The following is a 12,993-nucleotide window of genomic DNA, read 5'->3' as shown; positions in this document are numbered from 1 at the left end:
CTGGGGCAATAGTAAAAAAACAATACGCAAGATGTCTGCCGCCGTTTATGTCAGTTTCCATTGTATCTATTCTTCGCAAAATACCGGCTCAATTAGCACAGTTGTCCAAACGCGCCCGCCAGCGTTTATTGGCACTGGTTATCTGGCTAACACTGGCAATATTCTGTGCGGCGGCACTGGGGCATTTTTATGGTCAGCAGCGCACCGGCCAGATAGAGCGAGACAGAGTTACCGCGAAGGCGGCAGCAACTATTCTCGCGGGGCAGAGCCTGGAGAGTATTGTGGCCGGGGATCGTATCAGCTTACAGCTGATCGCTCGCCAACTGCTGGAGCTTCCAATGGTTTCTGGCATTTTAATTGAGGATGTGGAATCGAATTCCCTGGCCGAAGTGGGGGACCTGAAAGAGGGGGAGACGATCACCGAGCCAGTGGTCCTGCACGATAGTATTGCCGGCAATATTACCGTAGCGTTTGAGCCCGGTAATTCCGTTACCTTCCCTTGGGCCAGCTTGTTGCTGACCCTCGTTTTTGCCCTGCCATTTAGTGCAGCTGCGGCCCTGCTTACCGGTAGCTTGTCCCGGGAGCGCAAATTGCCCGCACAAGTTACTGAGTCTGCTCAAGCTGTAGCTGAAGTTACCGAGCCCAGCGTTGGGCTTTATCTTCGCCCCCTCAACTGGGCGCAGTTGGGCAACCAGTTAAGTCGCAGCGCCCTGGAGGGTTTGCAGCGGGAGCTAGATGGACGTATGCGTTTGCTGCAGCGCATATACGGTGCCACCCCCCTGAGTTGCGCTGGGCCACAGATCGGCCTGGATTTCTCTGGAACTGATGCGGCCTTCCGCGCAGTCTGCTGTGGTTTATTGCTGCGGGAGATGCAGAGCGTTAGCCGTGCGACCGGTTTGAAGCTGGCTCTGGCGGTAGTCCCATCCCAGCCACAGAGTCCGGATTTCTGTGCCGATCAGCTACTCAACCAGTCCCGTGGCTTGTTTTTGCACCCGGAACTTCTTGAGGACAGTTCCCTGGTGGGGCGAATTGAGCACCACGGTGCCGGTTGGGCATTGGAGGTGACCGGCCTAACCCCTTCCTATCAAAAACTTCTCAACAATCAGTTGCAACAGCTGCTCGGCGCTGAGTCTACTCCCCACAGGACCCCCGTAGGCTAAGTGACTGGAAGTGCCTTAGGGTTCTTTTTTGGCGCGTGCTTTACGTTTACGTTAACGTAAACTCTTGCTAGGCTTGATGGCATCTTGAGGAAGTCGTTATGAAAGCAGAAGCAAGCCAAATGGAGCCCCATAGTTACAGCATTTCCGAGCTGGCGCGGGAGTTCGATATCACTACTCGCGCCATCCGCTTCTATGAGGACAAGGGCCTGCTCAATCCGGAGCGTCGCGGCCAGACTCGCGTCTATAGTCCCGAAGAGCGTGTGCGCCTAAAGCTGATTCTGCGCGGAAAGCGGCTGGGATTCTCCCTGGATGAGAGCCGCGAAATTATCGATATGTACGACCCGGCCCACGGCAATGTAGAGCAGTTGCACCGTCTATTGGAGCGCATCGCGCAAAAGCGACTGCAGTTACAACAGCAACTGCGGGATATCGAAAGCCTGATGGAAGAGTTGGATGAAGCTGAATCCAGGGCCCGTGAGTCCCTGGCGCAAAGCGATGACAGCAGCGTTTCCTAAACAGATTTCGGCACTGTGCCAAGAGTGGCGCAGTTGCCTCATGTGGTATTGAACAGCCGCCAAGGCGGTTATTTGAATTAAAGACATTTTTAAATATCAGTGGAGCCGTTATGAACACCTCCTACCCAACCCTGAATTTCGGTCTCGGTGAAGACATCGATATGCTCCGTGACATGGTTTACAAGTTCTGCCAGGCGGAGCTGGCCCCGCGCGCGGCGCAGATCGATGAAGACAATCTGTTTCCTGCGGATATGTGGAAAAAGTTTGGCGAGCTGGGTCTGCTGGGCATGACCGTGGAAGAGGAGTTCGGCGGTTCCAATATGGGTTACCTGGCACACGCTGTGGCCATGGAAGAGATTTCCCGCGCCTCTGCTTCTGTGGGCTTGTCCTACGGTGCCCACTCCAATCTGTGCGTAAACCAGATCCGTAAAAATGGTACCCGCGAGCAGAAGCTCAAGTACCTGCCCAAGCTATGTTCCGGTGAACATGTAGGCGCCTTGGCCATGAGTGAACCCAACTCCGGTTCCGACGTGGTAAGTCTGCAACTGCGCGCCGAGAAGCGCGGTGATCGCTTTATTTTGAACGGCAATAAAATGTGGATCACCAACGGTCCCGATGCCGATACCTATGTGATCTACGCTCGCACTGAGCCGGGCATCAGCTCCGGTGGTATCACTGCATTTATCGTTGAGCGCGGTTTTGCCGGCTTCTCCCAGGCGCAAAAGCTCGACAAGCTGGGCATGCGCGGTTCCAACACCTGTGAGCTGGTGTTCGAAGACTGTGAAGTGCCGGAAGAAAATATCCTCGGTGAACTGAACGGCGGTGTACGCGTATTGATGAGCGGTCTCGACTACGAGCGCACGATTCTCTCTGGAGGCCCTGTCGGAATTATGCAGGCCTGCCTGGATGTGGTGGTTCCCTATATTCACGAGCGCAAGCAGTTCGGCAAGGCCATCGGTGAGTTCCAGCTGATGCAGGGCAAGATCGCCGATATGTACGCTGACCTGAATGCCAGCCGCTCTTACTTGTACGCTGTGGCCCGGGCTTGTGATCGCGGTGAGGACTCGCGCAAGGACGCCGCCGCTGTAATCCTGTTTACTGCGGAGCGCGCAACACAGATGGCCCTGCAGGCTATCCAGACACTGGGCGGCAATGGCTACATCAACGAGTACGCCACTGGTCGTCTGCTGCGCGATGCCAAGCTCTACGAAATCGGCGCGGGCACTTCTGAAGTGCGCCGTATGCTGATTGGTCGCGAGCTGTTTAAAGAGACCCGCTAAGGCTGGGCATTTCTTCTCGCCGCCGGCGCCTGTCGGCGGCAGCTGTCTCCAGCCGGGCACTGCGGCAATAAGCTGCGCCCTGTGGAGGTCTTTTCTCCGGGAAAGTGAATCGGACTTTATGAATCAGTTGCAGAGCAAAATAAACACGCGCGACGCCGCCTTTGGCGAAAACCGCGAGCAGATGCAGGCGCTGGTGGCAGACCTGCGCGAGAAAGTGGAAGCCATCGCCCAGGGCGGCGGCGAGCGCGCAAGGGAAAAACACCTGGCGCGAGGAAAATTATTGCCACGGGACCGTATCGATGCGCTGCTCGATCCGGGTAGCCCTTTTATGGAATTCTCCCAGCTGGCGGCTCACGAGGTTTACGGTGAGGATGTTCCGGCCGCGGGTATTATTACCGGTATTGGCACCGTTTCCGGTCAGCCCTGTGTGATAGTAGCTAACGATGCCACTGTAAAAGGTGGAACCTATTATCCCCTCACAGTAAAAAAACACCTGCGCGCGCAGACCATCGCCGAGCAGAACAATCTGCCATGCATTTACCTGGTGGATTCCGGTGGTGCTAATTTGCCGCGCCAGGACGACGTTTTCCCAGACCGTGAGCACTTCGGTCGCATCTTCTTTAACCAAGCCAATCTCTCTGCACAGAATATTCCGCAGATCGCGGTGGTTATGGGTAGCTGCACCGCCGGTGGAGCCTATGTGCCGGCCATGGCAGACGAATCCATTATGGTGAAAGAGCAGGCCACCATCTTCCTGGCGGGCCCGCCCCTGGTGAAAGCGGCCACCGGTGAAGAAGTTTCCGCGGAGGAACTTGGCGGTGCCGAGGTGCACTGTCGCACTTCCGGGGTTTCCGATCACTACGCCAATAATGATGTACACGCCCTGCAGTTAGCGCGCCGCTCTGTAGCTCGCCTGAACCGTATCAAAAATCCTGGCCTGGATATCCAAAAGCCTGTGGAGCCGATTTATCCACCGGAAGACATTTACGGCGTGGTGCCCAAAGATTCGCGCCAGCCGTTTGACGTGCGCGAGATTATAGCGCGGGTTGTGGACGGATCTGAGTTCGATGAATTTAAAGCGTTGTACGGCACCACCCTGGTAACCGGTTTTGCCCGTATCCAGGGCTATCCGGTGGGAATTGTTGCCAATAATGGCATCCTGTTTGCGGAGAGTGCGCAGAAGGGCGCGCACTTTATTGAGTTGTGCGCGCAGCGCAAGATTCCATTGGTTTTCCTGCAAAATATCACTGGTTTCATGGTGGGCAAGCAGTACGAGGCGGGCGGTATCGCCAAACACGGCGCCAAGATGGTGACCGCTGTCGCTACCGCCAAGGTGCCCAAAATTACCATCCTTATCGGCGGCTCTTTCGGCGCCGGTAACTACGGTATGTGTGGCCGCGCCTACGATCCCAACTTCCTGTTTATGTGGCCCAATGCGCGTATCTCGGTTATGGGAGGGGAACAGGCTGCTGGCGTATTGGCCCAGGTGAAGCGCGACCAGATGGCCGCCCGAGGGGAATCCTGGAGCGAAGAGGAAGAGCGCCAGTTTAAGCAGCCGATTGTGGATAACTACGAACACCAGGGGCACCCATACTACGCCTCCGCGCGCTTGTGGGATGACGGCGTTATCGATCCGGCGGATACCCGCCGCGTGCTCGGTCTGTGCCTGGCGGCGGCCAGCCACAAGGAACCGGAAGAGACCAAGTTCGGCGTGTTCCGCATGTAAGGAACCGTGGTTGCGGCGCCAGCGAAATGTTCCGGTGCCGCTTTTGATAGACGCCCCAATCGAGGAATTACAATGAGCGATAAATTGCTGTGCGAAGTGGATAGCGAGGGCGTGGCCACGGTCACCCTGAACCGGCCGGAAATCCACAACGCTTTTGATGATGAACTGATCCACGAGCTGGCCACCACCTTTGACACCCTGGCGCAAAACCCCGCTGTACGTGTGTTGGTACTGGCCTCCAATGGCAAGAGCTTTTCTGCCGGAGCCGACCTCAACTGGATGAAGCGCATGGCGACTTATTCAGAAGAGGAAAACCGCCGCGACGCAGCTGCGCTCGCCGCCATGCTGTACAAGCTCGACACTTTTCCTGCGCCCACCATTGCGCGAGTACAGGGCGCCGCTTTTGGCGGGGCCGTGGGCCTGGTGAGCTGCTGCGATATGGCCGTGGCCTCTGAGCGCGCCAGCTTCTGTTTGTCCGAAGTCAAAATCGGGTTGCTGCCCGCCACCATCAGTCCCTATGTCATCAATGCTATCGGCACTCGCCATGCGCGTCGTTACTTTGTCACAGCGGAACGTTTCCCCGCCGAGCGCGCGGAACAGATCGGTTTGGTATCCGAAGTCTGTGCCGAGGCTGATCTGGACCTGCATGTGCAGAAATTAGTGAATGCCATTGCCGACAATGGCCCCAAGGCAGTCGCCATGGCCAAGCAACTGGCTATGTCCATGTCCAACCGGGTTATCAACGATGAATTGCAGGGCCAGACCAGCGCGCTGATCGCTGCCGTGCGTGTGTCGCCGGAAGGACAGGAAGGGTTGAGTGCGTTTTTGGAAAAGCGTGCACCCAGTTGGATGAATGGTAGCGAAGGGTAATTTTTATGATTCGCAAACTGTTAATAGCTAATCGCGGCGAAATTGCCTGTCGCATTATCAAGACCGCGCGCCGCCTGGGGGTGGCCACTGTCGCCGTTTATTCCGATGCGGATGCCGACGCTCTGCATGTGCAGATGGCGGACGAAGCGGTGCACCTGGGTCCGGCCCCGGCCAGGGATTCGTATCTGGATATCGACAAAGTATTGGGTGCTGCCAAGCAGACTGGTGCCGATGCCATCCATCCGGGTTATGGCTTCCTGTCGGAAAACGCGGAGTTTTGCCGCGCCTGCGATAGCAACGGCATTATTTTTGTCGGCCCACCCATCGGCGCGATTGAGGCGATGGGCTCCAAGTCCGCAGCCAAGCGTATTATGGAAGAGGCCAATGTGCCCCTGGTGCCCGGTTACCATGGCACCAATCAAAATGAAGAGCTGTTGGAAGGCCATGCCAATCGCATCGGTTACCCGGTATTGCTGAAAGCTGCTGCCGGCGGCGGTGGTAAGGGCATGCGCCGTGTCGACAGTGCCGATGAATTCCACGAAGCTCTGGCCGCTGCCAAGCGTGAGGCCATGAATGCCTTTGGCGACGACATTATGTTGCTAGAGCGCTATGTGGTGAGTCCCCGCCACGTGGAAATCCAGGTGTTCTGTGATCAGCAGGGCAATGGCGTCTACCTGTTTGAACGGGATTGCTCGGTGCAGCGCCGCCACCAAAAAGTAGTGGAAGAAGCTCCCGCACCGGGCATGGCTCCGGAGCTGCGCGCCCGCATGGGTGAAGCGGCCCTGCGCGCGGCCCACGCGATTGGTTACGTGGGGGCCGGCACGGTGGAGTTCCTGCTGGATGCCAGCGGTGCCTTCTACTTTATGGAAATGAATACCCGCCTGCAGGTGGAGCACCCGGTGACGGAAATGATCACCGACCAGGACCTGGTGGCCTGGCAGCTGTCAGTTGCCGCTGGCGATACCCTGCCCATGAGCCAGGATGAGCTGCAGATCAACGGCCACGCCATGGAAGTGCGGATCTACGCCGAAGACCCGGACAATGATTTCCTGCCGGCAACGGGCGTGTTGGTGCGCCACCAGCCCCCGGCGGAAGGCGAGGGTGTGCGAGTGGATACCGGTGTGCAGACCGGCGATGAAATCAGCGTGCATTACGACCCGATGATCGCCAAATTAATCTGCCACGGCCGCACCCGCAAAGAAGCCCTGGCCAAATTGGATCGCGCACTGCGTGATTATCAAATTGCCGGTGTGCGCCACAATATCGAATTCCTGCGCCGAGTGATCAATCACCAGGCATTTGCCAGCGGTTGTATTTCGACGCACTTTATCGAGGACTACGAGGCGGAAGTACTGCACCAGGAGCAGACACTGACGCCGCTGAAATGTGCTGCTATTGCCGGTTATTTGCAGCAGCGTGAAGAGCGCGATCTGCGCAATAGCGCACCGCAGCGGGATCCTTTCTCTCCTTGGCACAATGGCGATAACTGGCGCAATGCTCTGGCTGGCAGTCGCACCCAGACGGTGGACTACCGTGGCCAGCACGCTCAAATTCGCTTTGTTGCGGAGGGCGATAGCCTGCGCTGGACTTGCGATGCCTTGCCTGAGGAACAAAACAGCGGTGAGATTCGCCTGCTGCCGGGACGCGACTTGATGTTGGTGGATGGCCGCCGCATGAGTTTCTCCGCCGTGGATACCCGCGATGGCGGTGCTGTATTTATCGATGGCACTCAAGTGGAATTCAAGCTGTTGCCACCGGATATCGGTGAGAGCAATGACCAGGCCCACGGCCTCGATGCCCCCATGAACGGCACCATAATTTCGCTGCTGGTTGAGCCCGGCTCTACGGTGGAAAAAGACCAGCCGCTACTGGTAATGGAAGCCATGAAAATGGAACACACCCTGCGGGCTCCAGCCGCCGGGACCGTGCAGCAGTTCTTCTGTGCCGAAGGTGAATTAGTGGATGGCGGTAGTCTGCTGGTGGATTTTGCCGGGGAGGAGCAATAATGACTTTGCCCAAACAGGTCAAAATCGTCGAAGTGGGCCCCCGCGATGGGCTGCAAAATGAAAAGCAGCCTATCTCTGTGGAAACCCGTATCGCTCTGGTGGACAAGCTCAGTGCCAGTGGGCTGTCGGTTATTGAAGCCGGCAGTTTTGTCAGCCCCAAGTGGGTACCGCAAATGGCCGCCAGCGAGGAAGTGCTGGCGGGTATCCAGCGCAAAGACGGAGTTATCTACAGCGCGCTCACGCCAAACTTAAAAGGCTATGAGCGTGCAGTGGAAGCCAAAGCAGATGAGGTCGCCGTATTCGGCGCGGCCTCAGAAGCCTTCACCCAGAAAAATATTAATTGTAGTATTGCTGAGAGTCTTGAGCGCTTCCGTCCACTGGTGGAAAAAGCCAAGCAAGACGGTATACCCGTGCGCGGATACGTATCCTGCGTGCTCGGTTGCCCCTATGAAGGCGATATTGATCCGGCCAAAGTGGCAGAAGTTAGTGCTGCTCTATTGGAAATGGGCTGCTACGAAATTTCTCTCGGCGACACCATTGGTGTCGGCACCCCGGAAGCCGCCAAGCGTATGCTGGAGCAGGTGATGGCCCGCGTGCCCGTGGAAAAACTTGCTGTGCATTTCCACGATACCTACGGCCAGGCGTTGGCCAATATCTACGCGGCCTTACAAATGGGGGTCGCAGTAGTAGATTCCGCCGTAGCCGGCCTGGGCGGCTGTCCCTATGCCCGCGGCGCTTCTGGTAATGTTGCCAGTGAGGATGTGCTTTATATGCTCAATGGCATGGGTATTGAAACCGGCGTAGATATACAGTTGCTGGCAGAGGCTGGGAACTTTATTTCTGGACAACTGGGAAGGGAGACCAACTCTCGTGTGGCTAAGGCTTTGGTGCCCTGCTGAGTGAGTAGTGGGTTCTCTCCAGAGAGTGTTTTTTCTGGAGAGAACCTTTTAGATAATTTTAGAATCATTTTTGTCAGAGCTAAAATAAACAGGGTTGCCTGTTCTAAGATATTTTGCCTCACCCCTTCTCAGTTAATTCTTAAATTTCAATCCTTAAGCGTCTGCTCAGCTTCCCGCTTAGAGAAATAATATCCCCTCTTGGTTGTTGATTTTTATTGACAGAAATTAACGACATGTAGAGTGATAGATTTAGAGACATGTATAGAGCTCTATAATCAAACATTTCATTAGATTCCTATTTCCAGTATTCAATAATCCTAGAAATCTGATCACCCTCAAATTCAAATACTGTTAAGTGGTTAGAGGTGACGCCTTGATAGGTTTGTTGCCGCTCAAGTGAGACTGCTTTGTAACCAGCGATGATTGATATAATTTTATATCTAGCGCCAGTCATTTGATATTCTCCCTCCTTTAAATACTTTATGGAGTTGTTGTATAGGTGCTCTTTGGTGTAGGTGCCGCCATAAACTTCATGGATATAGATAAAGTCGTCTGTGTAGTGAGAAAATAGTTTGTCGATATCTTCGACTGTCGATCCCTTCATCAGCATTTTGTTTTGTAGCTCATTGATAAGGACAGCTTTTTTCTTCAATTTTTCCTTTGTTAATTCCGGTATTTCATTGGCAATTGCCCCTGATGCCAGTGTAAAAAATAATAATATTATTAGTTTTTTCATCGTAATTACTTATTTTGTACAGATCAATTCCGAGTTATTGTTGGTTTTCTTGGATGATTGTAACCATTGATAATGTTGTTTGGTTCTATTCTTTTTCTTGCTGTCTTATTTATTGTTCGGCTTATCGATTAGTTTTTAGGTGTTTACTCTTTATCTGAGATTAGAGGTTAATAGATTACTGGTTGTTTATTGGCTTTGGCGCCAACACCCTAAACGGTCTCATCATATCGTAATCCTCATGGGAGAGCAGATGACAGTGCCATACATAGAGGCCTTCTCGATCAAAGCGCGCAATTACCCGTGTTACTTGGCCGGGAAGGGCGATGACCGTATCTTTGGGGCCGCTTTCTTCTGGTTGTGGTGGAAGGGGTTTTCCCTGTAGAGATTCTATTTCCAGGCGTGCACCCTGAATTATCTTATCTGTATGCATAAATTTCTGCTGCTTGGCAATAAGTTTTCCTTTAAAAGGCTGGCGATCCAGTACCTGGAATTCCACCAGATGAATATGGATTGGATGAGCCGATACGGTAGGGTTGTATATTTCCCAGATCTCAACGGCGTTGTGTTGGATTATTTCTGTAGTAGGGTCTTCAAAAAATAGGGAGCCCTCCTTTACTGGACCTAACATGAGTAGGTTGCGGCCGTAGGGATCGTCCAACCGGTAGGTGGCAAGTTGTCGTGTGCGACTGGCTTGGCTAAGCCTATTAAGTGGGGCGCGCAAGGGAGTATTTAGGGTGAGTTTTAAATCTCCAATGGTATTTTTAATCTCTGATTTCTGTTTACTAGAAGGGGTGTTTATCGGTGTTGAAGCAATATGGAATTGTAGGATCTGGCCTGTAGTATTTGGATCGGTAGCTGGTGTGATGCCGCCGCGCCCATCGCTTAATACGCGTTTACCTCCCGGGTTGTAGACCAGTGGAATCGAACTCTTTGGGTCATTGGCCTCTACAAAGCCTTTAAAAGGGACATCCGGTCCAAAGTTTCGCAGTGTTAGTTCACGCCCTTCATAACCGCTGAAATCTACTAAAACATCTGCTCGCTCTGCGGGTGCCAATATCAACTCGTTCAATTTTACAGGGTAATCGAGAAATCCGCCGTCACCGCCGACTTGTACAAAGGGTGTATTTTCGTCGATCCTGAGTATCAGTGTGCGGGTATCGGATGCGTTGAGTAATCGCAATCGATAGACGTGTGGAGTGACACTGACTTTGGGCCAGGTCATACCGTTTACCAGAATAAAATTGCCAAAAAATTCGTCGAGATGGGACGGATTGGGCCAGTTGGCCTTAACCACCTCATGGGAAACCGGTGATGGAGGCTGGTCCCTCCAGCCAGGAAAATACAGCTGCCCATCGGAGCTAAACAAGCTGTTTGTAATAGCGGCTACAAAAGTGCGCTCTTCTGCAGGGAGCAGCTTCTCCTGTATCAGGCGGTCTTCATTGTCATCGCCAACCAGGTAAAAACCGAATAGACCTGCGTAAACATTAAGGCGCGTCATGCCCAGGGTGTGATCGTGATACCAGATAGTGGCGGCATCCTGGGAGTTGTCGTATTCGTAAATCCTTTTCTCAAATAATGGTCCCGTCTCACGATAATTGCGGGTGTACCAAGCGAGGGGGTTGCCGTCACTTTTCCACTCTGTATGCCCGCCGTGAAGGTGGATAACCATAGGTACAGCTTTTGGATCTTTTACGTCGGCGAGGTGAATGGATCGATCCACAGGAAATAGATGCGGACCCGGTAGCTCATTGGCCCAGTGTACAAATACCAGTTGGCCTTCTCGGGCGCGAATAGTAGGGCCAGGAGAGTGGATGCGACCTGCATATTCAAAACCCCAGGCCTTTGTCATTAAACGTTTGCCTTCCTTATCCCGTAGCCCCATCCAAACTTCAGTGGGGCGGGCGGGTAGTTTAATCGGGGCTGAGCCCTGAGGGTGGATTTCTACAGGTATTGGCAGTTCATTGACAAACTTATCCACAGTTGCTGGATCCAGCAGCCGCAGGGGAGTTGCTTGATCCACATCTTCAGCTGTAGTCAGGGCAAGGGGAATTAACAACAGCAGGGAAAAGATTACCCGAAACATTGGCTGTTTTTAGCAGTAAGTATTTAACAGTCAAGTATAGGTAAACAAGCGGTATCGGTGGAGTTAACTTGGAGGCAGGGAAGGGTGTATAGGGCCCTTCCCTGATGCGAACTTTCATTAGATAAAGCGATTGATCGCCGTTTTGGCATTGTCCTGATAGGTCGGGTTGTCCAGGTCAGGGAAAAGTTTCCGCTGTTCACCTAGAGGTCCTGTCAATCCGCGTTCACTGCCGTAAAAAATACCTGTGCGGAAGGATCTTGTATCTAGCAGGGCATCGATATAGCGCTTGGCGCCTATCTCTACTTTGTGGACTTTGCCTAATAGCAGCATAATCCGCATCATGCCCTTCATCATATATTGCTTGAATAACGACAGTGTATTGAAGCCCTCTGTGCCTACAGTAGCCCCGGGGCTCATGGTTACGAAGCGGATATGGGGGAATTCCCGCGCCATGGAGGACATCCATAGGGCGCCCATATACTTTATCGGACCATAGGGTACCGTAGCGTCTTTGGTACTGGCGTAGAGCTCTCCCTCACAGATCTGCATAAATTCCTCCACAGAGGCGCTTTTCAGCTCTGGTCGCTTCATACCCATCTCTTTTACACCGCGAGCGGCCTCAGAGCCGGCGTAGATAGCAGTCTGGGTTAATTTATTGGCTTTCAGTAACTCGTTAGTCAGTAGTGCATGCCCGAGCAGGTTGACGGCGAAAATTTGTGTGACTCCCTCGGGGGTCTTGTCGTAAAACTCTTTCCCCCCGGTACCGCCAGCATTCATAACCAAAGCATCAACTGGGGAGTCCAGGTTGTTAACTGCCTCTTTCACAGATTGTTGATCCGCGACATCGATTAGAAAAACTTCGAAGATATTCCTGCCTGTTTCCGCCACCAGCTCGGCCTGGGCTTCCTTGGCTTTGTGCAGATTGCGGCAGCCGAGATAGATCTTGTTGATCTGCTGGTATTCCGCCAGTTGCTTGGCGCACTCCCTGCCTAAGCCTGCATTCGCTCCGGTAATCAAAACACTCTTAATCATCTTTCTGTCTCTGTGGATATTGGGAACTGGTACCCGGATATGGATATACCCGGCTGTTGGAGGGAAAGATAAGTGGTTAAGCGCCTCGTCTTTTGATATTTCTTGCTGTCTTAGTGGGATACCAAGACCGCAAGAAATATCAAAAATAGGGCCTTACTGGCCAATATGATTAGGTCATCACTCCAAATACGGCAAACTAAGGTGACACTATGAATCAGGCGAGTTCTATAGAAAGAAAAATTTTCCAATTGTTAGTGGTAGTGCTGGCGGTGATCTGTTTTGTACCCGGGGGTATCAGTGCATTTGGAGGGCTGAATGGCAGTGCTGTCCTGAGTGGTGGCGCTATGATTTTTGGCCCGGATAGCCCCTTGAGAGGATTTGGGGATAATCAATATCGATTTGCCTTTGGTGTTTTCTTTGCCCAGGGGTTGGTTTTACTGTATTTCCTGAGCAATATCGAAAAACATAAAGCATTGTTTTACTTCGTGGCTTTATCCCTCTTCATTGGCGGTCTGGGCCGTTTAAGTAATATTCTGGAATTTGGATTGGTGGATGATCAGGTCTTACCGCCTACGATTATTGAGCTTGCGATAGTTCCACTTCTAGTTTTTTGGCATAGGCGAGTGGCCTCTCAAAGTTAGTCATTAGAAGTTCTTAGTTGAGCAACTAACGTCATTTATGCTTAA

The 12,993-nt window shown here is 53.0% G+C and carries 11 protein-coding genes; 8 read left to right on the top strand and 3 right to left on the bottom strand.

Annotated elements, in window-relative coordinates:
- The first annotated feature begins 47 nt into the window (after positions 1-47).
- The 7 genes from ACJJIL_RS20555 to ACJJIL_RS20525 all read left to right on the top strand — a co-directional run bounded on the left by ACJJIL_RS20555 (position 48) and on the right by ACJJIL_RS20525 (position 8,456).
- Complete coding sequence (locus ACJJIL_RS20555; RefSeq protein ID WP_444895379.1) at positions 48-1,160, top strand: hypothetical protein; 1,113 nt, start codon at positions 48-50, stop codon at positions 1,158-1,160.
- A 98-nt stretch (positions 1,161-1,258) separates the two neighbouring features.
- Complete coding sequence (locus ACJJIL_RS20550; protein WP_444911985.1) at positions 1,259-1,675, top strand: MerR family transcriptional regulator; 417 nt, start codon at positions 1,259-1,261, stop codon at positions 1,673-1,675.
- 110 nt (positions 1,676-1,785) lie between these two features.
- The gene (locus ACJJIL_RS20545; RefSeq protein ID WP_108731530.1) at positions 1,786-2,955 is read left to right on the top strand and encodes an isovaleryl-CoA dehydrogenase; all 1,170 of its coding nucleotides are present in this window, start codon (positions 1,786-1,788) and stop codon (positions 2,953-2,955) included.
- A gap of 118 nt (positions 2,956-3,073) precedes the next feature.
- Positions 3,074-4,681, top strand: a complete 1,608-nt coding sequence (locus tag ACJJIL_RS20540) for a carboxyl transferase domain-containing protein (protein ID WP_371838961.1) — start codon at positions 3,074-3,076, stop codon at positions 4,679-4,681.
- A 72-nt stretch (positions 4,682-4,753) separates the two neighbouring features.
- Positions 4,754-5,551: an enoyl-CoA hydratase/isomerase family protein gene (locus ACJJIL_RS20535; RefSeq protein WP_282934596.1), complete on the top strand. Its 798-nt coding sequence runs from the start codon at positions 4,754-4,756 to the stop codon at positions 5,549-5,551.
- Between the two features lie 5 nt (positions 5,552-5,556).
- Positions 5,557-7,557 carry an acetyl/propionyl/methylcrotonyl-CoA carboxylase subunit alpha gene (locus tag ACJJIL_RS20530; RefSeq protein WP_445360650.1) on the top strand — a complete coding sequence of 667 codons (2,001 nt, stop codon included), beginning with the start codon at positions 5,557-5,559 and terminating at the stop codon, positions 7,555-7,557.
- Positions 7,557-8,456 carry a hydroxymethylglutaryl-CoA lyase gene (locus ACJJIL_RS20525; protein WP_445360649.1) on the top strand — a complete coding sequence of 300 codons (900 nt, stop codon included), beginning with the start codon at positions 7,557-7,559 and terminating at the stop codon, positions 8,454-8,456. The genes ACJJIL_RS20530 and ACJJIL_RS20525 overlap by 1 nt, the downstream gene beginning before the upstream one ends.
- Positions 8,457-8,751: 295 nt before the next feature.
- On the opposite strand, the gene ACJJIL_RS20520 is transcribed toward ACJJIL_RS20525, so the two are convergent.
- The 3 genes from ACJJIL_RS20520 to ACJJIL_RS20510 form a co-directional block, all read right to left on the bottom strand.
- Positions 8,752-9,192 carry a nuclear transport factor 2-like protein gene (locus tag ACJJIL_RS20520; RefSeq protein ID WP_445360648.1) on the bottom strand — a complete coding sequence of 147 codons (441 nt, stop codon included), beginning with the start codon at positions 9,190-9,192 and terminating at the stop codon, positions 8,752-8,754.
- Positions 9,193-9,367: 175 nt separating this feature from the next.
- Complete coding sequence (locus ACJJIL_RS20515) at positions 9,368-11,275, bottom strand: multicopper oxidase family protein (protein WP_445360647.1); 1,908 nt, start codon at positions 11,273-11,275, stop codon at positions 9,368-9,370.
- Between the two features lie 117 nt (positions 11,276-11,392).
- A complete protein-coding gene (locus tag ACJJIL_RS20510) occupies positions 11,393-12,307 on the bottom strand; it encodes an SDR family NAD(P)-dependent oxidoreductase (protein WP_445360646.1) in 915 nt (304 codons plus the stop codon).
- 209 nt (positions 12,308-12,516) lie between these two features.
- On the opposite strand from ACJJIL_RS20510, the gene ACJJIL_RS20505 reads away from it, so the two are divergent.
- Entirely contained in the window at positions 12,517-12,948 is a 432-nt protein-coding gene (locus ACJJIL_RS20505) for a DUF4345 domain-containing protein (protein ID WP_445360645.1), read from the top strand.
- The last annotated feature ends 45 nt before the right edge of the window (positions 12,949-12,993 follow it).

It is taken from the genome of Microbulbifer maximicatervae (SeqCode) (assembly GCF_052468095.1).
This window is presented reverse-complemented; position numbering and strand designations above follow the sequence as displayed.

Excerpts from the sequence above, each read along its gene's own strand:
- ACJJIL_RS20510 (WP_445360646.1), bottom strand. The coding sequence starts at position 12,307 with ATGATTAAGAGTGTTTTGATTACCGGAGCGAATGCAGGCTTAGGCAGG.
- ACJJIL_RS20520 (WP_445360648.1), bottom strand. The coding sequence starts at position 9,192 with ATGAAAAAACTAATAATATTATTATTTTTTACACTGGCATCAGGGGCA.
- ACJJIL_RS20505 (WP_445360645.1), top strand. The coding sequence starts at position 12,517 with ATGAATCAGGCGAGTTCTATAGAAAGAAAAATTTTCCAATTGTTAGTG.
- ACJJIL_RS20545 (WP_108731530.1), top strand. The coding sequence starts at position 1,786 with ATGAACACCTCCTACCCAACCCTGAATTTCGGTCTCGGTGAAGACATC.
- ACJJIL_RS20550 (WP_444911985.1), top strand. The coding sequence starts at position 1,259 with ATGAAAGCAGAAGCAAGCCAAATGGAGCCCCATAGTTACAGCATTTCC.
- ACJJIL_RS20525 (WP_445360649.1), top strand. The coding sequence starts at position 7,557 with ATGACTTTGCCCAAACAGGTCAAAATCGTCGAAGTGGGCCCCCGCGAT.
- ACJJIL_RS20535 (WP_282934596.1), top strand. The coding sequence starts at position 4,754 with ATGAGCGATAAATTGCTGTGCGAAGTGGATAGCGAGGGCGTGGCCACG.
- ACJJIL_RS20540 (WP_371838961.1), top strand. The coding sequence starts at position 3,074 with ATGAATCAGTTGCAGAGCAAAATAAACACGCGCGACGCCGCCTTTGGC.
- ACJJIL_RS20515 (WP_445360647.1), bottom strand. The coding sequence starts at position 11,275 with ATGTTTCGGGTAATCTTTTCCCTGCTGTTGTTAATTCCCCTTGCCCTG.
- ACJJIL_RS20530 (WP_445360650.1), top strand. The coding sequence starts at position 5,557 with ATGATTCGCAAACTGTTAATAGCTAATCGCGGCGAAATTGCCTGTCGC.
- ACJJIL_RS20555 (WP_444895379.1), top strand. The coding sequence starts at position 48 with ATGTCAGTTTCCATTGTATCTATTCTTCGCAAAATACCGGCTCAATTA.